Origin of the sequence: Streptomyces sp. NBC_00271, from assembly GCF_036178845.1 — a bacterium.
GTDB lineage: Bacteria > Actinomycetota > Actinomycetes > Streptomycetales > Streptomycetaceae > Streptomyces.
Genome location: NZ_CP108070.1, coordinates 10,637,272 through 10,658,491 on the forward strand (window position 1 = coordinate 10,637,272; position 21,220 = coordinate 10,658,491).

Annotated in this window: 17 protein-coding genes; 11 read left to right on the plus strand and 6 right to left on the minus strand. The window is 71.5% G+C overall.

Features of this window, described 5'->3' with window-relative positions:
* The first annotated feature begins 601 nt into the window (after positions 1-601).
* Positions 602-1,774: an FAD-dependent oxidoreductase gene (locus OG798_RS48420; RefSeq protein WP_328759345.1), complete on the plus strand. Its 1,173-nt coding sequence runs from the start codon at positions 602-604 to the stop codon at positions 1,772-1,774.
* Between the two features lie 261 nt (positions 1,775-2,035).
* Complete coding sequence (locus OG798_RS48425) at positions 2,036-4,477, plus strand: GH92 family glycosyl hydrolase (protein WP_328759346.1); 2,442 nt, start codon at positions 2,036-2,038, stop codon at positions 4,475-4,477.
* Positions 4,478-4,528: 51 nt separating this feature from the next.
* On the opposite strand, the gene OG798_RS48430 is transcribed toward OG798_RS48425, so the two are convergent.
* Positions 4,529-5,557 carry a hypothetical protein gene (locus tag OG798_RS48430; protein WP_328759347.1) on the minus strand — a complete coding sequence of 343 codons (1,029 nt, stop codon included), beginning with the start codon at positions 5,555-5,557 and terminating at the stop codon, positions 4,529-4,531.
* Positions 5,558-5,795: 238 nt separating this feature from the next.
* On the opposite strand from OG798_RS48430, the gene tgmA reads away from it, so the two are divergent.
* Entirely contained in the window at positions 5,796-5,987 is a 192-nt protein-coding gene (tgmA, locus tag OG798_RS48435; protein ID WP_060896220.1) for a putative ATP-grasp-modified RiPP, read from the plus strand.
* Between the two features lie 15 nt (positions 5,988-6,002).
* Positions 6,003-6,947 carry an ATP-grasp ribosomal peptide maturase gene (gene tgmB / locus OG798_RS48440; RefSeq protein WP_328759348.1) on the plus strand — a complete coding sequence of 315 codons (945 nt, stop codon included), beginning with the start codon at positions 6,003-6,005 and terminating at the stop codon, positions 6,945-6,947.
* A 103-nt stretch (positions 6,948-7,050) separates the two neighbouring features.
* On the opposite strand, the gene OG798_RS48445 is transcribed toward tgmB, so the two are convergent.
* The 5 genes from OG798_RS48445 to OG798_RS48465 form a co-directional block, all read right to left on the minus strand.
* The gene (locus tag OG798_RS48445; protein WP_328759349.1) at positions 7,051-8,262 is read right to left on the minus strand and encodes an ABC transporter substrate-binding protein; all 1,212 of its coding nucleotides are present in this window, start codon (positions 8,260-8,262) and stop codon (positions 7,051-7,053) included.
* A gap of 105 nt (positions 8,263-8,367) precedes the next feature.
* Entirely contained in the window at positions 8,368-10,905 is a 2,538-nt protein-coding gene (locus OG798_RS48450) for a branched-chain amino acid ABC transporter ATP-binding protein/permease (RefSeq protein ID WP_328759350.1), read from the minus strand.
* Between the two features lie 21 nt (positions 10,906-10,926).
* Entirely contained in the window at positions 10,927-11,796 is an 870-nt protein-coding gene (locus tag OG798_RS48455; protein ID WP_328759351.1) for a branched-chain amino acid ABC transporter permease, read from the minus strand.
* 70 nt (positions 11,797-11,866) lie between these two features.
* Positions 11,867-13,246, minus strand: a complete 1,380-nt coding sequence (locus tag OG798_RS48460; protein ID WP_328759352.1) for an FAD-dependent oxidoreductase — start codon at positions 13,244-13,246, stop codon at positions 11,867-11,869.
* Positions 13,247-13,441: 195 nt separating this feature from the next.
* Positions 13,442-14,509: an NAD(P)-dependent alcohol dehydrogenase gene (locus OG798_RS48465; RefSeq protein WP_328759353.1), complete on the minus strand. Its 1,068-nt coding sequence runs from the start codon at positions 14,507-14,509 to the stop codon at positions 13,442-13,444.
* A 96-nt stretch (positions 14,510-14,605) separates the two neighbouring features.
* Here OG798_RS48465 and OG798_RS48470 point away from each other — a divergent pair, with 96 nt between their 5' ends.
* The 7 genes from OG798_RS48470 (at position 14,606) to OG798_RS48500 (ending at position 21,219) form a co-directional block, all read left to right on the plus strand.
* Positions 14,606-15,406, plus strand: a complete 801-nt coding sequence (locus OG798_RS48470) for an SDR family NAD(P)-dependent oxidoreductase (protein ID WP_328760177.1) — start codon at positions 14,606-14,608, stop codon at positions 15,404-15,406.
* Between the two features lie 10 nt (positions 15,407-15,416).
* The gene (locus OG798_RS48475) at positions 15,417-16,634 is read left to right on the plus strand and encodes an acyl-CoA dehydrogenase family protein (RefSeq protein ID WP_121413839.1); all 1,218 of its coding nucleotides are present in this window, start codon (positions 15,417-15,419) and stop codon (positions 16,632-16,634) included.
* A gap of 96 nt (positions 16,635-16,730) precedes the next feature.
* A complete protein-coding gene (locus tag OG798_RS48480; protein ID WP_060896214.1) occupies positions 16,731-17,519 on the plus strand; it encodes an enoyl-CoA hydratase/isomerase family protein in 789 nt (262 codons plus the stop codon).
* A complete protein-coding gene (locus OG798_RS48485) occupies positions 17,504-17,875 on the plus strand; it encodes a Zn-ribbon domain-containing OB-fold protein (protein WP_121413838.1) in 372 nt (123 codons plus the stop codon). Before OG798_RS48480 ends, OG798_RS48485 begins: the two co-directional genes overlap by 16 nt.
* On the plus strand, positions 17,872-19,020 hold the full coding sequence (locus OG798_RS48490) for a thiolase family protein (protein WP_328759354.1): 1,149 nt from the start codon (positions 17,872-17,874) through the stop codon (positions 19,018-19,020). Before OG798_RS48485 ends, OG798_RS48490 begins: the two co-directional genes overlap by 4 nt.
* 22 nt (positions 19,021-19,042) lie before the next feature.
* Complete coding sequence (locus OG798_RS48495) at positions 19,043-20,254, plus strand: acyl-CoA dehydrogenase family protein (protein ID WP_328759355.1); 1,212 nt, start codon at positions 19,043-19,045, stop codon at positions 20,252-20,254.
* Positions 20,251-21,219, plus strand: a complete 969-nt coding sequence (locus OG798_RS48500) for a phosphotransferase family protein (protein ID WP_328759356.1) — start codon at positions 20,251-20,253, stop codon at positions 21,217-21,219. The genes OG798_RS48495 and OG798_RS48500 overlap by 4 nt, the downstream gene beginning before the upstream one ends.
* Position 21,220: the final 1 nt, after the last annotated feature.

Sequence of the window (21,220 nt, forward strand, 5' to 3'; positions counted from 1 at the left end):
GCCGGCCTCGGGGGAGTGCCGTCTGCGGCTTCGGCCCCGCGCCGGTGACTTTCGGGGTGGCTGCCGTCCCCGGCCTCGGCTCCGCGCGGGTGACTTTCGGGGGACTCAATCCGCAGGCCACGCCTACGCGAGGGCAACGCCAGGCACCGAGGCCACCGACGCCGCCCTCCGACCTCCCGCACAGCCGAGGCCACAGACGGCACCCGCCACGAAGTTGACCGGCGCGGCTCCCACCGGATCGGGCCCGCGCGAGCCTGGTCCGTAGCCCTCGGCCGCCCGCGAGATCTACTCGGCGGCGATTCGCTGCTGCGCGGCCTTCCGGCCCCTCGGCACCTTGTCCTGGTCGGCGCTGCCCGCCACAGGGCCTCCGGCGTGGCTGCCTGTCACCGGTTCTCCGGCGGGCCCGTCCGCCCTCCTGGTTCGTGCTCCTGGTTCGCCCTCCTGGCGACAGCCCCACCTACCGACACAACCCTCCCGCACCTCGAGCAGTTACACCCAAGGAGAACGAACGCGATCGCAACGCACTTGTTCGCAACGAACATGTTCGCTACCTTTGAGGGGTGACAGCGACCCGCGTCACCCATTCCGAAGGAGCGACATCTTGTCCCCTCACCACCCCATCGCCGTCATCGGCGCCGGTCTCGGCGGCCTCACGCTCGCCCGCGTACTGCACCTGAACGGCATCGAGTCCGCCGTCTTCGACCTGGACGCCTCACCCACCGCCCGCACACAGGGCGGCATGCTGGACATACACGAGGAATCCGGTCAGGCCGCTCTGCGGGCCGCCGGTCTCCACGAGGAGTTCCGGGCGGTCATCCACGCCGGCGGCGAGGCCATGCGCATCCTCGACCGGGAGGCCACCGTCCGGATGACGGACGACGGCGCGGGCGGCACACGGCCCGAGGTGGACCGGGGAGTACTGCGCGACCTCCTCCTCGGCTCCCTGCCCGACGGCACCATCCGCTGGGGCGCCAAGGTCACCGGCGTACGGACGCTCGAGGACGGCCGCCACGAGGTGACGTTCGCCGACGGGCGGACGATCACCGCCGATCTGCTGATCGGCGCCGACGGCGCGTGGTCGAAGGTGCGGCCGCTCGTCTCGGACGCCACCCCCGCCTACCTCGACCTCTCCTTCGTCGAGGCGCACCTCCTCGACGCCGACACCCGGCACCCGGAGAGCGCCGCCGTCGTGGGCAACGGCATGTTGTTCGCGCTCGCCGAGGGTCATGGCTTTCTCGCCCACCGCACCCCCGGCGGCTCACTGCACGTCTACGCCGCGCTGCGCACGCCCGCCGACTGGGCCACGTCCGGCCCCATCGATTTCAGGGACGTCGAAGCCGCGAAGGCGAGTCTCCTGGAGCACTTCGAAGGCTGGGACGAGCGGCTGCGGGCGCTGATCGCCGACGCGAACGGGGCACTCGTCGCCCGCCCGGTCCACGCCCTGCCGGTCGGGCACCGTTGGGACCGTGTCCCGGGTGTCACCCTGCTAGGAGACGCCGCGCACCTGATGTCCCCGTTCGCCGGTGAGGGCGCCAACCTCGCCATGCTCGACGGTGCCGAACTCGGGACGGCCATCGCCGCCCACCCGGACGACACCGAGAAGGCCCTGGCGGCGTACGAGCAGGCGCTCTTCCCACGCAGCGAGTCCGCGGCGGCCGCATCGGCGGAGAACCTCGACCTCTGCTTCGCCCCGCACGCACCCCAGCCGCTCGTCGACCAGATGACCTTCTACCGTGCGGCGGCCGAGACGGCGATGGCGAACGCGATCGACTGAGGCCACCCGCGAGCCCCGCACGCCCGAACTCTGCACGCCCGAGCTCCGCACCCCCGTCCCGCCCGCATCCCCGTCCCGTCCGCCCGTCCCGCCCGCACCCTTCACCACCCCGTAACCAGCAGTCCGCACGCGCCACTTCCGGCACTCCCGGCCGCCTTCTATCCTCGCGCCCGGACCGGCGCCCGAGGCGGCCAGTCGTCGGGGGCAGCCCGGTCCGACCCGTCATCGCACCTCCTCGTCCAACGGAAGGTGACACCACGTATGCGCCCTCAATGGCTGCGCACAGCAAGACGGTTCGGCGGTCGCACCGCGAGCAGGTCCGCCGCGGTGGTCGTGACCACGGCGGTCGTCCTCGCCCTTCCCGCCCCGGTGGGCGCGGCCGGCCCCCCGCCCCAGCGGCCGGTCTCCGCCGTGGACCCGCTGATCGGATCGGCGAACGGCGGCAACACCTACCCCGGCGCCACTCTTCCGTACGGGATGATCGCCTGGTCCCCGACCAGCACCACCGGTGATCAGACCGGCACGGGGGCCGCCAACGGCTACCAGTACGACACCACCCGCATCCGGGGGTTCAGCCTCACCCACGTCAACGGCGCCGGCTGCAACCCCGGCGCCGCCGGGGACGTACCGATCATGCCGTTCGTGGGTGACGTGACGTCCTCGCCCTCGGCGGACACCAAGGACGCGGTCTACGCCGCGGACTTCACCCACGCCGAGGAGAAGGCCGTACCCGGGCGTTACACCCTCGGTCTCAAGACGGGCGCCACCGCCGACCTGGCCGTCAGTGAGCGCGCCGGTGTCGCCGACTTCAGTTTCCCGAGCGACCGCCCCGCCAACCTGCTCTTCCGCGTCTCCAACTCCCTCAACGGCAGCCAGGACGCGCACGTCGACATCGACACCGCGCACCGCAAGGTGACCGGCTGGGTCCTCACCGGCGCCTTCTGCGGACGCCGCGCCAACGGCGGCACGAACAACCGCAAGAGCTACTACAAGCTGTACTTCAGCGCCTCCTTCGACCGCGCCTTCTCCGACTTCGGCACGTGGAAGGACGGCACGCTGTCGGCGGGTTCGGCCTCCGCCTCGGGAGGCGAGGGGTACGCCACCGGGGCGGACCGCGCGGGCCGGGGTTCCGGCGGATACGTCGGCTTCGACACCAGCTCTGACAACGATGTCCACATGCGCATCGGGATCTCGTACGTCAGTCTCGGCGGCGCCGAGGCCAACCTCCGTGGGGAGATCCCGTCGCACGCGAGCGTCGCCCAGGTGGCCGACGCGGGTGCCCGCGCATGGGACCGCGAACTGAGCACCGTACGCGTCGGGGGCGGCACCTCCGCCCAGCGCACCACCTTCTACACCGCGCTGTACCACGCGCTGATGCAGCCCGACCTGATCAGCGACGCCGACGGCCGGTACTACGGCATGGACGGCGCGGTGCACCGCCTCGCCCGCGGCCAGCGCGCGCAGTACAGCAACTTCTCGGGCTGGGACCAGTACCGCGCCCAGATACAGCTGCTCGCCTTGCTGAAACCGAGGATCGCGGGCGACTTCGCCCAGTCCCTCTACAACTTCGCGCAGCAGAACAACGGGGTCTGGGACCGCTGGGTGCACATCAGCGGCGCCACCCACGTCATGACCGGCGATCCCTCGGCGGCCACCCTGGCCACCTTCTACGCCATGGGCGTCCGCAACTTCGACTACGAGGGCGCCTTCGACTCGCTGGTCCGGCAGGCCACCGTGCCGAACGCCGACGGTCTCTCGGACGCGGGCTGCCCCGGCCAGTGCGTGGGCCAACGGCCCAATCTCGCCCAGTACTTGACCTCGCACTACGCCGTGCAGGACGTCTGCCACTGTTGGGGCGGCGCCGCCGAGACCCTGGAGGACGCCGTCGCCGACTCCGCGCTCGCGCGATGGGCGAAGCTGCTCGGCCGTGACCAGGAGGCCGCCGTGTTCGCCGAGCGCGGCGCCTACTGGCGCAATGTCTTCAACCCCGCCGCCACCGCCGACGCGGGCTACATCCAGGCCCGCAGGCTCGACGGCTCCTGGGTGGGCCCGTTCAACCCGGGCAGCGACCTCGGTTTCGCCCAGGGCACCAGCGCCACGTACACCTGGATGGTGCCGCAGGACGTCCAGGGTCTGGCGGCCGCGATGGGCGGCCGGGAGAAGGCCGCCGCCCGCCTCGACGGGTTCTTCCACGCGGCGGACGGCTCCTGGTCGGTGCGCGGCGGCGACCCGCTGCGCTACGACCCGACCAACGAACCCGGCATCCACGCGCCCTGGCTGTACAACGCCCTCGGACAGCCCTGGAAGACCCAGGCGACGGTACGGCAGATCCTCAACACCGTGTACGGCACCGGCCCTTCGGGGCTGCCCGGGAACGACGACCTGGGCACCATGTCCGCCTGGTACGTCTTCTCCGCCCTCGGTCTGTATCCCCAGAGCCCGGGCAGCGCCTCGATGCTGCTGGGCGCCCCGCTCTTCCCGAGCGCGGTCGTGGACCGTCCGGGCGGCGCCGACCTCGTCATCGCCGCGCCCGGCGCGGACGCCGCACACCCGTACGTCGACGCCGTACGCGTCAACGGGCGACCCACGCAACGCTCCTGGACGGATGCCGACCTGACGACGAAGGGCGGCAGGATCACCCTCCGGCTCGCCGAACAGCCCAACACCCAGTGGGCGACCGACCCGTCCGGTCTTCCCCGGTGAAACCGGTGGTCTCCCGGGAACAGGCCGTTCCCGGGAGACCACCGGCACGGCTCACGGGCGGGGAGCCGCGCTGCGAAGTGCCGTGATGCAGGAGCCGATCGCCTGCTGGAGCTCCTCCAGGCGCTGCACCATGTCGTCCTCGTAGATGTCGTCGGCGTCGTCGAAGGTCAGCTCCTCGAAGACCTTCGTGGCCTTCTGCAGGCTGCTGTAGAACTTCGTGCGGCGCTCCTGGACGCGCAGTTCGGGGTCCGCCTCGACGGTCTCGACGACGAGGTTCTTCATGGTGTCGTACGCCTCGGTCGCCCACTCGCCGGTGTCCTCGCCCTCGTCCAGCTCGTCGAGGAGGGAGAGGTGGCGCTCGGCCTCGGAGCGCAGTTCGGCCGGGGCGTCGAGGGTCTGTCCGGCCGGTGTCCTGATCTGGCCCTTCTCCGCGATCTGGCGGACGTAGCCGATCCGGTCGGCCGCCCTGGTCTCGGTGGCGACCGCCTTCTTCAGCTCGTCGGTGCGGGCGATGTCACGGGCCAGCTCGGCCTGCAGCGCCGGGTCCTCCTTCACCCGGTCGAGGAGCGCGGCCCGGGCCGCCTGGGCCGTGGAGGGGTCGGCGAGGATCGCCGCCCGCAGCGCGGTGGGGTTCTCGGCGACCTCCAGGGCCTTGGTGGGGCGGATGCCCTCGGCCGTGGCGGCCTCGGTGATGGCGCTGCCGCGCTCGGAGGTGGCGCTGGAGCGGGACACGTAGTACGTCTGCCACGCCTCGGCGTCCGGCAGCTCGATGTCCTGGCCCGGGACGAGGACTTCGAAGTGCGGGACGAGACCCTCGTCGGCGGCCCTGTCCCACGCCTTGTAATAGCGCATCACCCGTTCGGGGGAGCACCCGGCCAGCTCGGCGAACTCCTTCGCGGACACCTTCGGCGTCTCGTCCGCGGACTGCCCACCGGGGCGCACGCTGCGCGCCACCTTCAGGGCGAAGGTCCAGCCGCCGGTTCGCGCATAGGCCCCGAAGTCGCGTGCGTCACACGAGATGGGGTCCAACACGCCCTGGATCGGGGCGGATTGGGCACTCGGATCGAGAACTACGGTCACCGGGAACTCTCCTGGGTGGGACGGCGTCTAGATTACAGAGAATGAAGCCTTGGCCGAAGCTTTCGGCCTGGGTCAAGCAGACAACCAAGCACACACACGTGCAATACGGAAACTAGTAAGCCTGAATCGACGCGATGTGATGCCCTTCACCCCGATGTGGCGGAAAGTGATGAATTCCTTACGGTCGTGACACGTAGGGAAGGGTGCAGAACATTGTGAGATGGCGGGAGGAACTTTCGTGCGACCGTTCACCCTCAACTACGCCTTGCCCACAGGGCATTCGGCCGCAATACCCCCGTACCACTTCGACGTGTCCCTGCAACTGAACGTGCTGCCGGACGGCCGCCCGGCCGTCAGCGATCACGCTCTCCTCATGGCCACCGGCACGACCACCTCCACCGCCGGTTCCCAGACGCACTTCGACGACTGACGGTCCCTCACTCACATGACGGTACTCATTCTCACGGCGGAGCAGGACGTCACCGCCGACATGGTCGTGGCCAGGCTGCACGAACAGGGCGTGCCCATGGTGCGCCTGGATCCGGCCGACCTGCCGGGCAAGGCGGTGCTGTCCGCGGACTACGCGCACGGCGACTTCGACGGCTACCTCTCGGTCAACGGCCATGTGCTCAGCATGGGCGGCCTGCGTTCCGTGTGGGTACGCCGTCCGGGTGAACCGGCGGCGCACGCGGCGGAGCCCTCGCCGTGGCTCACCGCCGAGACCAAGCAGGCCCTGTTCGGCATGCTCTACTCCGCCTCCACCCGCTGGATGAACCACCCGCGCCGGGCCGAGCAGGCCCGGCACAAACCCTGGCAGCTGCGGGTCGCCCACAGCAGTGGCTTCGCGGTCCCACCGACCGTGATCACCACTGCTCCCCGGGTGGCCCAGCAGTTCGTGGAGGAGTACCGGCAGGTCGTGGTGAAGTCCGCCTCGGGGCCGCCGCCCGGCGAACCCCCGGTGGCCCTGCCGACCACACTGATCGGCCCCGACGCGGACTTCACAGGAGTCGCGGCCGGTCCCGCGCTGCTTCAGCAGTACATCCCCAAGCGGGCCGACATCCGGCTCACCTGTATCGGCAACCAACTGTTCGCCGCACGGAAGGTCGCCGAGGCCGGGCAGGTCGACGGGCGCTTCGGCGAGACCGGACACGGCTGGGAGCCCACCCCGGTGCCCGGCCGCATCTCCCGCTCGGTCCAGGAGTACACCGCGTTCACCGGACTCGCGTACGCCGCCTTCGACTTCGCCGAGGACGAGGACGGCGTCTGGTGGTTCCTCGAGGGCAACCAGGGCGGCCAGTTCGGCTTCATCGAACTGGAGACCGGCCAACCCATCTCGGAGGCGGTCGCCCTGTGGCTCTCCCAGCGAAGGCCGACCGCCAAGGGTCATTGACGCGCGTCGACCTGGTTTGATCTTCAACCTGTGTGGCGGGGCCCGACCTCGCTCACGAGGCGGGCACCGCGTCGAGGTGGCGCCCCCGTCCGCCGTGCGGGACTCAGTCGCGCGCCGGAGGTGTGTAGAAGTCGCCGCTGGAGACCCAGACCCCCTTCTTCACGACCACGCGCTGCACGCTCCGGGTTCCGAGGTGATCGTTCGCGCCGAACCGCATCACGGGCGAGACGCCGGGATCCACCGCGGTGGCCCTCTCGTACGCCTCGGTGATCGCGGCTGAGGTGACGGGTCCCTTGATGGTCTTCACGATCTGCGCGAACACCTTGGCGTTGCTCCACCCCCACAGCGCGAGGAACCCGGCGTCCTGGCCGGGCTCGTACTTGGCCATCGCGGTCCTGAACTCCTGCACGGCGGGTTCGGCGTCGGAGGGAGCCTTGACCAGCTGTACGGCCTTGAGCCCCTCGGCGGCGTTCTTGGCCAGGGCGATTGTCGACTCCGCGGCCACGGGGGCATAGCCGTACGTGGCCTGCGCCAACCCCTGGAGCTTCGCCTCCTTGAGGTAGGCCGCCGCCTCGGGCGAGGTGAGGATCAGGATCACCGCGTCCGGCTTCTCGGCCTTCACCTTGCTGACCACCGGCGTGTAGTCCGTCGTCTGGAACTTGACCGCCAGCCGGTCGACCTCCACCGACGGGTCCACCTTCTTCGCGACCGGCTCCACCTGCTTGGCCACGTTGACGAACGCGGCCGGGTCGCTGTGGACGACGAGGATCTTCTTCGCGCCGTCCTGGACCGCCCACGCGGCGACCGCAGCAGCCTGGTCCTCGTAGAGGGTCTGCGTACCGAAGAGCCCCGGGCGCGGCGGCTTGTACCAGGACTCGGAGCCACCCTGCTCGTCGACGATCGGCACCTTCGACTGCGTCAGGACGAACGGGAAGGCCGCCTCGGCCTGAGCCGTTCCGTTGGCGTTGACGATGGCCACGACCTTGTCCTGGCCGATCAGCTGGCGCGCGATCTGCACGGTCTGCTGGGGGTCGAAGGCGTTGTCCTTGACGGTCCAGTCGATCTTGCGGCCGTTGATCCCGCCCTGGGCGTTGAGCATCTTGAAGTAGGCGTCGGCGCCCGCCTTCTGCGGCACGCCGTAGGCGGCGACGGCCCCCGTGAGCGGTATCCACGCGCCGATCCTGATGGCCGACTGCTTGCCGCTGCCGGCCTCGGCGGAGTCCTGCCCCGCACACGCGCCGGCGGTGAGCGCCACGGCGGCCAGGACGGCGACGGCCCCGGCGGTGCGGCGGAATCTACTGGTTCTCCGGAGCACGGCTCCACCTCATTCTCAACCTGAGTTCGGTTTGTTCACAGTGAGCGGAAGCTCCGGCGGTCGCAGCGCAAGCTCCGACAGGTGCGGCGGAAGTTCCGGCAGTTGCTAGGGGGCGGTCGCGGCGGTCTCCCGGTCCCCGCTGAAATACACCGCCTCGGCCAGGACGGCGAACGACGGGTCGCCGGGCCTACCCTGGGCCGCGACGACGCCCTCGTGCAGCACGACCACCTCGTGGCACACGGACATCGCCCGGCTGAGCAGTTGTTCCAGCAGCACGACCGTCAGTCCGTCGTGGGCCAGCCGGACCAGCCGGTCGTAGACCTCGTCGACCAGCGCGGGAGCCAGACCGAGCGCCGGCTCGTCCACGATCAGGACGTCCGGCCGGACGATCAGAGCGCGGGCGATGGCGAGCATCTGCTGCTCGCCTCCCGACAGCGCGGCGGCGGAGGTGGACATCCGGTCGCGCAGACGGGGCGGCAGCCACTCGGTCGTCTCCTCGAGACGCTCGCGCAGCGGCGCTCCGGTGATGCCGGCCGCGTACGCCGCGACCTCCAGGTTCTCCCGCAGCGAGAGCGTCTTGAACAGGGCCCGCCCCTCGGGCGCCAGACTGGTGCGGGCGGTCCCGCCCCCGCCGATGTCCGTCACCCTGCTGCCCCGCGCGGGGTGCAACGAGCCGTGCAGGACCCCGGCGAGCGTGCTCTTGCCCGCGCCGTTGGCGCCCGTGACACCGAGCACGACCCCTTCCCGGACGTCCAGGTCGACATCCCGCAGCGCGACCACGCCGCCGTACGTGTGACCGACCCCGCGGAGCCGGATCACCGACCGCTCGCCGACCCGCTCGGGCAGTTCCGCCTTGCCACCGACCGTACCCAGGTACGACGAACGCACCGCGGGATCCTCCAGCACGGTGTCCGGAGTGCCCTCGCCGATCGTGCGGCCGAAGTCGAAGGCGAGCACCCGGTGGGCGACGGAGAAGAGGTCGTCCAGCACGTGGTCGATGACCACGACGGCGGTGCCGCGGGCCTGCAGCCGCCTGATGTGGTCGGCCAGGAGCGCCCGTTCGCCCGCGTCCAGGCCGCCGAACGGCTCGTCCAGCACCAGCAGCCTCGGCTCCTCGGCCATCGCGCGGGCGAGGTCGAGGCGCTTTTGCAGGCCGAACGGGAGCTCGGCCGGGCGGCGGTCCGCCACGTCGGCGAGACCGACGGCGTCGAGCAGCCGCGCGACGGAGGCCCGGTGCTCGGCCGTGATCCGGCGCCGGGTGCACAACACGTTCTCGGCGACGGTGAGTTCGGGGAAGACCTCCGCGTGCTGGAACGTGCGGCCGATGCCGAGCCGACGCCGTGCGGTCGCCCTGGTCCTCAGCAGCGGCCTGCCCGCGAAGTCGGCGCTGCCGTTGACCCGGCCGTTGCCGGTCAGCCCCGACAGGACGTTCAACAGGGTCGTCTTGCCCGCCCCGTTGGGTCCGATGACGGCCAGGATCTCACCCTGGCGCACCGACAACGAGGCGTCTTCCAGAGCCTTCAGTCCGCCGTACGCGACGGACAGATGCTCCAGCCGCAGCAGTGCCGGGGAGTCCGCGGCGGCCGCCCGCACCGGTGGCGGGGTTTCGCCGGGCAGGTCGGCGGCGGGACCGACGAGCGAGAGGGCCGCTGCCCGCCGCCGTTCCTCGCGCCGGGGCAGGGCACGCCGGAGCAGGGCCCGCGCGGGCCGCGCCAGGAAGGGCACGGCGCCTCCGGGAAGGAAGAGGAGTACACCGATCAGCACGAGGCCCTGCACGACCGGCTGCGGCAGCCCGACGGCGGACGAGAGCGAGGGGTTCCAGGTCAGGTAGGCACCACCGGCCACCGCACCGAGGACGGTCCCCACCCCGCCGAGGACGCAGGCCGAGACGAGCGCGATGCCGAAGCCGAGCGAGAACGGGTCGGGGCTGACGAAGCCGGTGATCAGACCGAGCAGCACGCCCGCGAAGCTGGTGCACGCGGCGCTCGCCGCGAATGCCAGGGCCGACTGCGCCTCGGGCGCGATCCCGATCGTACGGGCCGCCAGCGGATGCGACTTGGCGGCGACCAGCCGCATCCGCAGTCCCGAGGCGGCTGCGGGCACGGCCAGCGCGAGCACCACGGCCGCGGCCCCCACCGCGAGGTACTGCGGTTCGGTGCCGCCGCCCGCGAGGGTGCCGAGGCCAAGGACGCTGCGCAGTTGTAGCACCGGCGCTCCCTGGTCACCGCCGGTCACGCTGCTCCAGCGATTGATCAGTTCCAGCGACACCATCGTGAACGCGAGGGTCAGCAGGGCGATGTAGAGCGTCGAGAACCGGGCGCCCGCGTAGCCGAGGAAGGTGCCGAGGACGGCGCCGGTGGTGACCGCCGCGAGCACCACTGCCTCCAGCGGCCAGTCGTGACCGCTGCCGTAGGCGGCGAAGTAGGCGCCGATGGCGAAGAACGCCGGATGCCCCACCGACCAGATGCCCGACCAGCCGGCCAGCAGGCCGACCGACAGCACCACGATCGAGTAGACGGCCGCGAGAGCCACCGAATACATCTGGTACGCCGGGATCGCACCGGACGCCATGAAGGCCATGAGCACCGCGCCGGCGGCCGGCCCGAGTGCCGCCCTCGCCAGGACGGAACGGTTGAAGACCATGGATGCGACTCCTCAGATCCCTCAGACCCGTTGGAAGGTGCGGGTGCCGAACATGCCCTGTGGTCGGACGAGCAGCACCAGAACAGTGAACGAGAACACGAACGTGTCCCGGAGGCTGGCGGAGACGTAGTTCGCCGCCAGGTTGTCCAGCACACCGATGGTCAGTCCGCCGATGACAGCCCCGTACATGCTCGTCAGACCCCCCAGGAAGATCCCGGCGAAGGCGCGGAAGAGCGGTGCGCTGAGCATGGTGGGCACCAGCCCGGCCCGAGGCGCGTACAGACAGGCGCCGAGCGCGGCGAGGCCGAGGCCCAGGGCCCAGGCGATCCGCGCGAGGCGTTGTGCGCCCAGCCCGACGACCCGCGCGGTGTCCGCGCTCTCGGCCACGGCACGCATGGCCGAGCCGAGGGTGGTCCGTCCGAAGAGATAGCCGACCAGTGCCATCGCCACTGCGGCCACGGCGATCGTCAGCAGGCTCTGGGCCGGCAGCGCCGCACCCGACCAGCGCACCGTTCCGTCGACCAGGCTGGGGAAGGCCTTCGGCTGGTCGCCCCAGATCGAACCGGCCGTGCTCTCGGCCACCAGTGAGACGCCCATCGTCAGGACGAGCGCCGAGAACAACTGCCCCTGGCCGAGCGGCCTGATCACCGTTTCGCGGACCAGGAGGCCCGCCACGACGGTGATCGTGATCGCCGCCAGCACGCCGAGCACCGTGGCCACACCGCGGTCCCGGAGGGAGACCGCCACGTACAGGCCCAGGGTCGCCAGGGAGGCCATCGCGAAGTTCACGACGTCGGTGGCCCGGTAGATGATGACCAGCCCGAGTCCGATGAGCCCGTACACGGCTCCGCCGGCCACACCGCTGACCAGGACAAGCAGGAACTGACTCACAGTCCCTCCCTCTTCAGGAAGCGGGTTCGTGCCACGAACCGCTTAGGTGAATTGAACTCAATTCGGTAAGCTAGACACTCGGATGGCGGCCGGGCAAGACCGCTGCACCGGATTTGTCGGAGTGCGTTTCACCGCCTCGGCCGAGCGCGGTCCGAGCGGCCGCGAGGCCGAACACCAGCGCGGGGGCGAGGCCGCCGGCGTAGGCGCGCCGGTACAGTCCGCCCGCGTCCGCACCGGCCACCAGCAGGCCGGGGACCGTCCGCCGCCCGTCCGCGGACAGGGCGTGCGCCTCGGCGTCGATCAACAGACCGCCGAAGGTGAACGTGATCGCGGGAGCGGCCTCGATCACGTAGAAGGGCGGCTCGTCGAGCGGCTGCCGGTCGAGCAGCCGCCCGGGAACCGTCTCGCCGCCCCCGCGCACGGCGGAATTGAACTCCTCGACGCGGTCCCGGATCCGGGCGCCCGGATAGCCCCATTCCTCAGGCATCCAAGCGAAGTCCTCCAGGCTCTCCGCGACGGCGCTACGGGCACCGGCGCGGTGGCACAACTGGAACTTGTCCACGCCCGGGATCCCCTCCACGTACGAGGCCGAGATCCACTCCCTGTGCACCCGCGTGTCGGCGACCAACAGCCCCCGGGCCCCCGGTCGCTCCAGGAGCGCCATGGTGGTCAGATGGTCCCCGACGGTCTCGTCGACGAATCGCTCGCCCGTGAGGTCGAAGAGCAGGGCGTGCTCGCTGTAGTAGAGGGCGAGGTCGACGAAGCGCGCCGGGTCGGACAGGGATACGCCCGCCGGCATCAGGTGTCCGTAGAACCCCGCGTCCTTCTTGCCGAACGCCGCCCCCGCGGCGAGGCCGAGCGCGAGCCCGCCGCCCCGGCTGTGCGGGTTGGCGCGCAGTTCGATGTCGCGGGCCTGGTCGTGGACGTGTTCGGCGCGCAGCACCGGGTCACCCTGGAAGCCGCCGGTCGCGAGCAGGGTCCAGGCGGCGTCGATCCGGCGTACGGATCCGTCCGGCAGTACGCACTGCGCACCCTTCACCACGCCGTCCTCCGTCACCAGCGTGCGGGTTTCGGTGCCTGTCAGTACTTCCCCGCCCCGGTCGCGGACCAGCCGCTCGCAGGTGTCGAGATAGTGGTTGGTGTCGATCTGGTGTCCCCGGCCGAAGCCGAGTACGGGGACGGGTGGGCGGCACTCCACACCGAGCGAGCCGATCCAGGCCACCCCCTCGGCGAACCCCTCCAACAGCGCCTGGGCGAGCTCCGGATCGCCGTCCGGGTTGAGCCGGCGCAACTCGTCGAGGGTGGGGGCCGTCCAGACGAAACCGGCGAGGCGCGCCGAGCCTCCGGGACGCTCCGCCCGTTCCACCAGGACGACGGAGCCGCCCTCGTGCGCCACCCTGGCGGCGGCCGAGAGGCCGGCCATGCCACCGCCGATCACCAGCAGATCCACTTTTCGAGCGTGCACAGCGGCCCACCGCCTTGTCGCGTCGTTGCGTGAAACTAGACCCTAATTGAACTCACTTCTGTAGTCGAGGGTCCGGACGACAGATGATTGCGGCCGTGCTCGGCCGAGGGCTGGGGTGATGGCGATGGCGAGGCCGAGGGTGGGGGCGATGGCGAAGTTGAGGGCGGTCCGGCGCCGGACTCAGTCGGGTACCAGTACCGCGCGCCCGCGCAGGTCGCCGGAGCGGAGCCTGTCGATCGCCTCCATCGCTCCCGACAGCGGGAATTGCTCTGTCTCCACCGTCAAAACCCCCTCGCGCGCCAGGTCGATGACCTCCTCCAGTTCCGGCCGCGTGCCCCAGAAGGGCAGCGAGATCCGCAGCCCCGGAGGGAGCGCGTCGGACTTGCGGACGGTCAGCTCCCCGCCGCCGCTCCCCACGACGGCCAGCTCTCCGCCCGCGCGCAGGACGCCGGTCGCGAGCTCCAGGCTGGACCGGCTGCCGACGAAGTCGAGCACGACGTCCGCCCCGGTTCCGCCGATGCGCCGGCGCAGGTCCTCCGCCGTGCGCGGCCCCAGAAGCGTGCCGAAGTGCGCACCGCACGAGGCGGCCAGGGCGAGTGCCTCTTCGCGTATGTCCACGGCGAGGACGTACGCGGACGTGGTGGCGCGCAGGATCCGTACCGCCAGATGCCCCAGCCCGCCGACCCCGAGGACGACCGCGCTCGCGCCCTCCCCGAGTGCCGGACGGACGCCGGCCACGGCGTGGTACGAGGTGAGTCCGGCGTCGGACAGAGGCGCTGCCTGCACGGGGTCCAGGTCGCCCACCGGAACCAGCAGCCGCCCGGACGGTACGAGCAGGTGGTCGGCCATTCCGCCGTCGCGCCCGAGCCCCGCCCCCGTACCGGCGAATGCCGCGTCCAGGGCGGGGCGCGCGTCGCAGTGGTTCTCCGCCCCGGCCGAGCAGCGGACGCAACGCCCGCAACCCCAGGGGCCGTAGACGACCACGCGCTCGCCGATCGCGGGGCCGAAGGCCTCGGGACCGTGTGCGGCCACGCGGCCCGCGACCTCGTGCCCGAGGGTGAACGGCGTCCGGTACGGCAGGGTGCCCGGTGTCGCGTCCAGGACATGGAGGTCGGAGCGGCACAGCCCGGCCGCCTCGACCCGCACCAGGACCTCTTCGCCGCGGGGTACCGGCCGTGCCACCTCGGTGAGCACCGGTGGACCGCCCCATCGCGTCAGTCGGATCGCTCTCGTCTCGCCTGTTGACATACGCGAGAGGCTAGCAAAAATGAAGTCAGTTCAGTATCTGGTCCCGTGGCCGAGTGTGACAACCGGGCACGGCAACCGAATGGGGCGGTGGATCTCATGGACGGCGAGGGCCCGGCACACGAAGACTTCACGGGCAGGATCGCGCTGGTGACCGGCGCGGGCTCCGGCATCGGCGCCGCGGTCGCCCGGCGGCTCGCCGCGCAGGGCGCCGTGGTCCTGGTGGCGGACATCGACGCCGCCGCGGCCCGGGTGGTCACCAAGGAGCTGCCTGGAGCGCGGCCCGTGACCGTGGACGTGGGGGACGGCGGGCAGGTCGACCGGGTCTTCGACGAGGCCGTGCGCGAGTACGGACGCCTGGACGTCGTGGTGCACGCCGCCGGAGTCGACGACCCCGGGGCGAAGCAGTGGATCGCCGAAGCCCTGCTGACCGACCGGCCGCCCGAGGTGACCACACGGCTCGGCGAGGCCGCGTGGCGGCGCGTCATGCGGGTCAATCTCGACGGCACCTTCCATGTCCTGCGCGCCGCACTGCGGGCGATGGTGGGGAACCGTTCCGGTGCGGTCGTCACCGTCGGCTCCTCCTCGGCCTTCGACACCCAGGCCGGCTATCCGCACTACGCGGCGTCCAAGGCCGGAGCGCACGCGTTGAGCCAGTCCGTCGCCAAGGAGGCGATCGCGTTCGGAATCCGCGTCAACACGGTGGCACCCGGGCCGACCGAGACGGGGATGGCCGCCAGGACGCCTGAGGCGCTGCGCCGGGGCTTCGCCGACCCGCGTGTACGCCCCTACGCGACACCCGAGGAGATCGCGGACGTCGCGCTGTTCCTGGCCGGCGACGCGGCGGCCAATCTCGTCGGCGCGGTGCTGCTGGCCAACGGCGGACGCTTCACGGTCTAGGGAGGCTCATATGTTCCGGCTCGACACCGATCCCACGCTGCTGCTGGAGAGCGAGGAGCGGCGCCAACTCCGCGAGGTGCTGCGAGAACTGCTGAAGGAAACCTGCGGACCCGAAGAGGTCCGCAAGCAGGCGGCGGGGCCCCGCGGTCACGACCGGCTGTTGTGGGAACGGCTCGCGGGCGAGATCGGGGTACAGGCGCTCGCCGTCCCCGAGGAGTTCGGTGGCGCCGGCTACACCTTCGCCGAACTCGCCGTGGCTCTGGAGGAGACCGGGCGCGTGCTGTGCCCGGCGCCGCTGCTGCCGACCGTCGTACTGGCCGGGCACACGCTCCTGCGAAGCGGTGACCGGCAGGCCTGTCAGCGCTGGCTGCCGGGGATCGCGGACGGCTCGCTCACCGCGACGGTGGCCGGATTCCCGCAGGCGGCGAACGTGACCGCCGAGCGCGGCGCCGGTGGCTGGGTGCTGCGCGGCGAGGCCGACTTCGTACTCGACGGGGAGGGGGCCGATCTGATCCTGGTCGCGGCCGAAGCGCCGGACGGCACGCGGCTGTTCGCCTGCGAACCGGACCACGGGACCGGGACTGGAACCAGGACCGGGACCGGGCCGGGTGTCGGTTCCGGGACCTGTGAGCGGGTGGCCCGACGCGTCCTCGATCCCACGCGCCGGCAGGCGCTCGTACGCTTCCGGGGCACGCCCGCCGAGCCGGTCGGTGAGGCCGGACAGGCCGCCGCGATCGTGGCGGCGGTCCTGGACGCGGGGCGGGTGGCGCTGGCCGCCGAGCATGTGGGCGGATCGGCGCACGCGCTGGACGCCGTCCTCGAGTACGTCAGGCATCGAACCCAGTTCGGGCGGCCCATCGGGTCCTTTCAGGTGGTCAAGCACCGGCTCGCCGACCTCCTGGTCGACCTCGAAGGAGCGCGGTCCGCCTCGGCGTACGCGACGGCCTGCCTCGCGGGCGGGCGCGCGGAGTTGCCGGTGGCGGCTAGTTCGGCGGCCGTGGCCTGCTCCGGCGCCTATCGGCTGGCGACGGCGGAATACGTGCAGCTCCACGGAGGGATCGGCTTCACGTGGGAGCACCCCGCCCATCTCTATGTGCGCCGGGCCCGCGCCGACGAGGCGCTGTTCGGCACCGCCGACGACCATCGTCTGCGGCTGGCCGGGCTGCTGGGCCTCACCGGCCGTACGAACGGAGCGAGCCGTACGAACCGAGCGAGCCGTACGGACTGAGCGCCGGACCGTTTCGGGAATCGCTTACCCGTCCATTGACAGGGGCATCCAACGCCCACAGAATCAATATGAATTCAGTTCAGTTTGGAGGAGCTCATGGCAGTCGAAGACGAGATCCAGTTCGAGCGGGACGGCCACGTGGCACGGGTCTGGCTGAACCGGCCGCACAAGAAGAACTGCGTGACGGTGCCGATCCTCGACCGGCTGGACGAGATCATCACCGAGGTCGACGCCGACCCCGAGCTGCGCGTACTGGTGCTGCGCGGCAGGGGCAACACCTTCTGCTCCGGGTTCGACCTGGACAGCCTCAAGGCCGACTTCGTCGGCAGGTCCAACGCGATCGACGTCGCCGTGAAGTCGGCGAAGGTCTGTGACCGGCTGTACTCGATGAAGACCCCGTCGATCGCGGTCCTCGAAGGCCATGTCACGGCGGGCGGCTTCGAGTTGATGATCTCGTGCGACTTCGCGATCGCCGCGGACGACGCCCTGATCGGCGACTTCCACATCCGCCGAGCCCTGTTCGGCGGGGCCGGGCCGATCTACCGGGTGCCGCGCATGATCGGCGTCCGCAAGACGAAGGAGCTGATGCTCACCGGAAAGCTGCTGACCGGGGTCGAGGCCGCCGAGTTCGGTCTCATCAACTCCTCGGCGCCGGCCGACAAGCTGGACGCGACGGTCGAGGAGTTCGCCGACCAGCTCGTCGACAAGAGCCCGTTCACCATGTGGATCACCAAGATGACCATCGACCGGAGCCTGGACGCCGACATCCAGTCGCTCATGGTCATGGAGCACCTCGCGGTCGGTGTGATGCTCAACTCCGAGGACGCGGCGGAGGGCGTGTCGGCGTTCCTGGAGAAGCGGGAGCCGCAGTGGAAGGGGCGCTGAGCCCCCTGCCGGAGGCCGGGGGCCCGCTGCGTGGCTCCCGGTGCGCCGACTGCGCGGTGGCCGTCCACCCCGCCGACCCGTCGTGCCCGCGCTGCGGCGGACCGGCCGAGCCGGTCGTCCTCTCCGGTACGGGCACGCTGTGGACGTGGACCGTGCAGCGCCACGCGCCCAAGTCTCCGCCGTACGTCCAGCCCGCCGCCGGGTTCGAGCCGTTTGCTGTCGGCTATGTCGAACTTCCGGAAGGAGTAAGGGTGTTGGCCGTGCTCGACCTGCGTGCCGAGGACCTGAAGATCGGTATGCCGGTGACCGTCGCGGCGACGGACGGCGTTCCACGGGCCAGGGGAGTCGCCGTATGACGACCGAAGAGGTGCTCGTGTGCGGTGCCGGAATCACCTCCTTCGCCCGCACGGAAGTGAGCGGCCGGCAGCTCGCCGTGCGGGCCGTGCGGGCCGCCCTGGCCGACGCGGGACTGCCCTGGTCCCGCGTCCGGGCGGCCTACGGCGGCAGCGACGCGGCCGGCAACGCCGACACACTGGTGGCCGAACTCGGCCTGACCGGTGTGCCGTTCGTCAACGTCCGCAACGGCTGCGCGACCGGCGGCAGCGCCCTGGTCTCGGCGGTCAACGCGATCCGCTCCGGGGCGGCGGACGTGACCCTCGCCGTCGGCTTCGACAAGCACCCGCGCGGCGCCTTCGATCCACGGCCCGCCGACTGGGGGCTCGACGAGGCCTACGGACGCGACGGGCTGATGGTGACCACCCAGTTCTTCGCCATGAAGATCCAGCGGTACATGCACGACCACGGGATCACCGCCAGGACCCTGGCCCTGGTCGCGGAGAAGGCGTACGCGAGCGGGGCCCGCAACCCCCACGCCTGGCGGCGCACACCGCTCGACGCGGACGAGATCCTGGCCTCCGGCATGGTCAACGACCCACTGACCCGATACATGTTCTGCTCGCCCGGCCAGGGCGCCGTGGCGCTCGTCCTGTGCAGCCGTGCGGTCGCCCGTGAACTGGACGCGACCCCGGTCACGCTGCGGGCGGCCGTCGTCCGCACCCGGCGGTTCGGCTCCTTCGAGGTGTTCAGCCCCTGGGCGCCCGTAGGCACCCCGACCAGTGTCAGCGCCGACGCCGCGCGACTCGCCTTCGAGGAAGCCGGGCTGGGGCCGTCGGACATCGACGTGTGCCAGCTCCAGGACACCGAGAGCGGCGCCGAGGTGATGCACCTGGCCGAGTGCGGGTTCTGCGAGCACGGCGAGCAGGAGCGGCTCATCCCCGCCGGCGCGACCGCGCCGGGCGGCGCCCTGCCGGTCAACACCGACGGCGGCTGCATCGCCAATGGCGAACCCATCGGCGCCTCCGGCCTGCGCCAGGTCCACGAGATCGTCCAACAACTGCGCGGCCGTGCGGGCGAACGACAGCTGGCGGACCGCCCGTCGACAGGCTTCACCCATGTGTACGGGGCGCCGGGCGTCAGCGCCTGCACCGTACTGACCCGCTGAGACCCCGTACGGAAGGAGGAACATGAGCGGTATCCCCGAACCCGAGGAGTTCCGCGCCGCGGCCCGGCAATGGCTGACCGGTGTGGCGGCGGCGCGCGCCGACCGCCGGGAGTGGGGCCGTGGCGACGACTCGGTGGCCGTCTTCGAGAACTGGACCGAGGCGGAGGAGCGGGAACACACCGACCGGATACGGGACTGGGAGCGCACCCGCTTCGACCACGGCTGGGGCGCGCTGGACTGGCCACCGGAACATGGGGGACGCGAACTCCCGCCGTACTACGAGCAGTTGTACCGCGCCGAGGAATCCGGTTTCGACGTGCCCCGGCGCACCGAGGTCTTCCCGGTCACCCAGCAGCTCGTGGCCCCGGCGATCCGGATCTGGGGAACCGAGGAACAGCGGAGGCGCTGGCTGCGGCCCATGCTCCGCACCGACGAACTCGCCTGCCAGCTCTTCTCCGAGACCGAAGCCGGCTCCGACCTCGCCGCCGTCCGCACCCGGGCCGTCCGTCAGGATGACGGCTGGGTCCTGAGCGGTCACAAGATCTGGACCTCCGGCGCCCGCGTCGCCACCTGGGGCGTGGCCGTCTGCCGCAGCGACCCGGACGCGCCCAAGCACGCCGGCATCACCGTCTTCCTGGTCCGGATGGACGCGCCGGGCGTGGTCGTGCGGCCCATCCGGCAGATGACCGGCGGCTGCAGCTTCAGCGAGGTCTATCTGGACGACGTGTTCGTGCCGGACACCGATCGGCTCGGTCCGGTCGGCGAGGGCTGGCGGGTCACGCTGACCGTCCTCGCCGCCGAACGCCTCGACTCCGGCGGCCTCGGCCTGGACAACGCCGACCGGGCCCTCGACCTCGCCCGGCACCTGCCCCGCCCGCTGACCGACGGCGAACAGCAGCGGTCCGCCGACCTGTTCGTCCGCAGCCTGGTCCAGCGGCTCACCGGCCTGCGGGCCACGGCGGCGCTGGCCGCCGGACGCGCACCCGGCGCCGAGGCCTCGGTCGGCAAGCTCCACGCCACCGCCACCCTGCGCGCCACCACCGACCTCGTCCAACAGCTCCTCGGACCGCGCCTCGCCGCCGACACGGGGGAGTGGGGCACCTTCGCCTGGACCGAGCACCTGCTCGGCGCACCCGGCTACCGCATCGCGGGCGGCAGCGACGAGATCCAGCGGAACATCCTGGCCGAACGCGTGCTGGGACTGCCCAAGGAACCGAAGGCGGCGGGGCGTTGAGCACCGCGACCGAGGTGACACGACTCGCCGCCCGGGTCCGCACTGGGCTCGCCGCCCGGCACCCGAACGAGCCCTTCGGCGATCTGCGCACCCTCCCCGGCGGCCACTCGGGACTCACCTACGCGATCAGCGCGGGCACCGGGGCGTACGTCGTCAAAGCCGTGCCCCCGGGGCAGCGGCCCGTCGGGCGCAACGACGTACTGCGCCAGGCCCGGATCCTGCGCGCCCTCGCCGGATCGCCGGTGCCCGTGCCGGAGGTCTTCGCCGTCGACGAGCGCGATCCGGCCTGGTTCGCCATGGAGTTCGTGACCGGAGAGGCGATCGAGCCCGTCCTCGACGAGCACCGCCTGGACCCGGAGCTGTGCCGCACACGGATGCTGGCGCTGGCCGGTGTCCTGCGCGACCTGCACCGCACGCACTTCGACGGCGCCGAACCTCTGGATCCGGCGGCCGAGCTGGAGCGTTGGGCGCGGACCATGCGTGCCGTACCGGCCCCACTGCGGCCGGGTGCCGAGGAGGTACTGGGCCTCCTGGCCGCCGGGATCCCCGAGAGCCTGCCGCCCGTGCTGATCCACGGCGACTTCCGGCTCGGCAACGTGCTCTGCCGGGGCGAGCGCCCGTCCGCGGTCGTCGACTGGGAGATCTGGGGCCTGGGTGATCCGCGCGTCGACCTCGGCTGGTTCCTGCTCTTCGCCGACCACCGGAACTTCCCCCGGCTCGGCCGTGCCGTACCGGGCCTGCCCACCGAGGACGAACTGCTCACCCGCTATCTCGACGGTCGCCCCGTACCCCCCGCCTTCGACTGGTTCCGCGCCCTGGCCCGCACCAAAATGGCCGCGATCATGGGCCACAACCTGCGCAGACACCGTGAGGGCAAGCACCACGACCCCGACCAGGAGCGGCTGCCGCCGACCATCGCGGCGATGATCCGCACGGCACGCGACATCCTCGCCCCACGGCTCTGAA

Excerpts from the sequence above, each read along its gene's own strand:
- OG798_RS48425 (WP_328759346.1), top strand. The coding sequence starts at position 2,036 with ATGCGCCCTCAATGGCTGCGCACAGCAAGACGGTTCGGCGGTCGCACC.
- tgmB (WP_328759348.1), top strand. The coding sequence starts at position 6,003 with ATGACGGTACTCATTCTCACGGCGGAGCAGGACGTCACCGCCGACATG.
- OG798_RS48450 (WP_328759350.1), bottom strand. The coding sequence starts at position 10,905 with ATGGTCTTCAACCGTTCCGTCCTGGCGAGGGCGGCACTCGGGCCGGCC.
- OG798_RS48465 (WP_328759353.1), bottom strand. The coding sequence starts at position 14,509 with ATGTCAACAGGCGAGACGAGAGCGATCCGACTGACGCGATGGGGCGGT.
- OG798_RS48470 (WP_328760177.1), top strand. The coding sequence starts at position 14,606 with ATGGACGGCGAGGGCCCGGCACACGAAGACTTCACGGGCAGGATCGCG.
- OG798_RS48475 (WP_121413839.1), top strand. The coding sequence starts at position 15,417 with ATGTTCCGGCTCGACACCGATCCCACGCTGCTGCTGGAGAGCGAGGAG.
- OG798_RS48480 (WP_060896214.1), top strand. The coding sequence starts at position 16,731 with ATGGCAGTCGAAGACGAGATCCAGTTCGAGCGGGACGGCCACGTGGCA.
- OG798_RS48490 (WP_328759354.1), top strand. The coding sequence starts at position 17,872 with ATGACGACCGAAGAGGTGCTCGTGTGCGGTGCCGGAATCACCTCCTTC.
- OG798_RS48495 (WP_328759355.1), top strand. The coding sequence starts at position 19,043 with ATGAGCGGTATCCCCGAACCCGAGGAGTTCCGCGCCGCGGCCCGGCAA.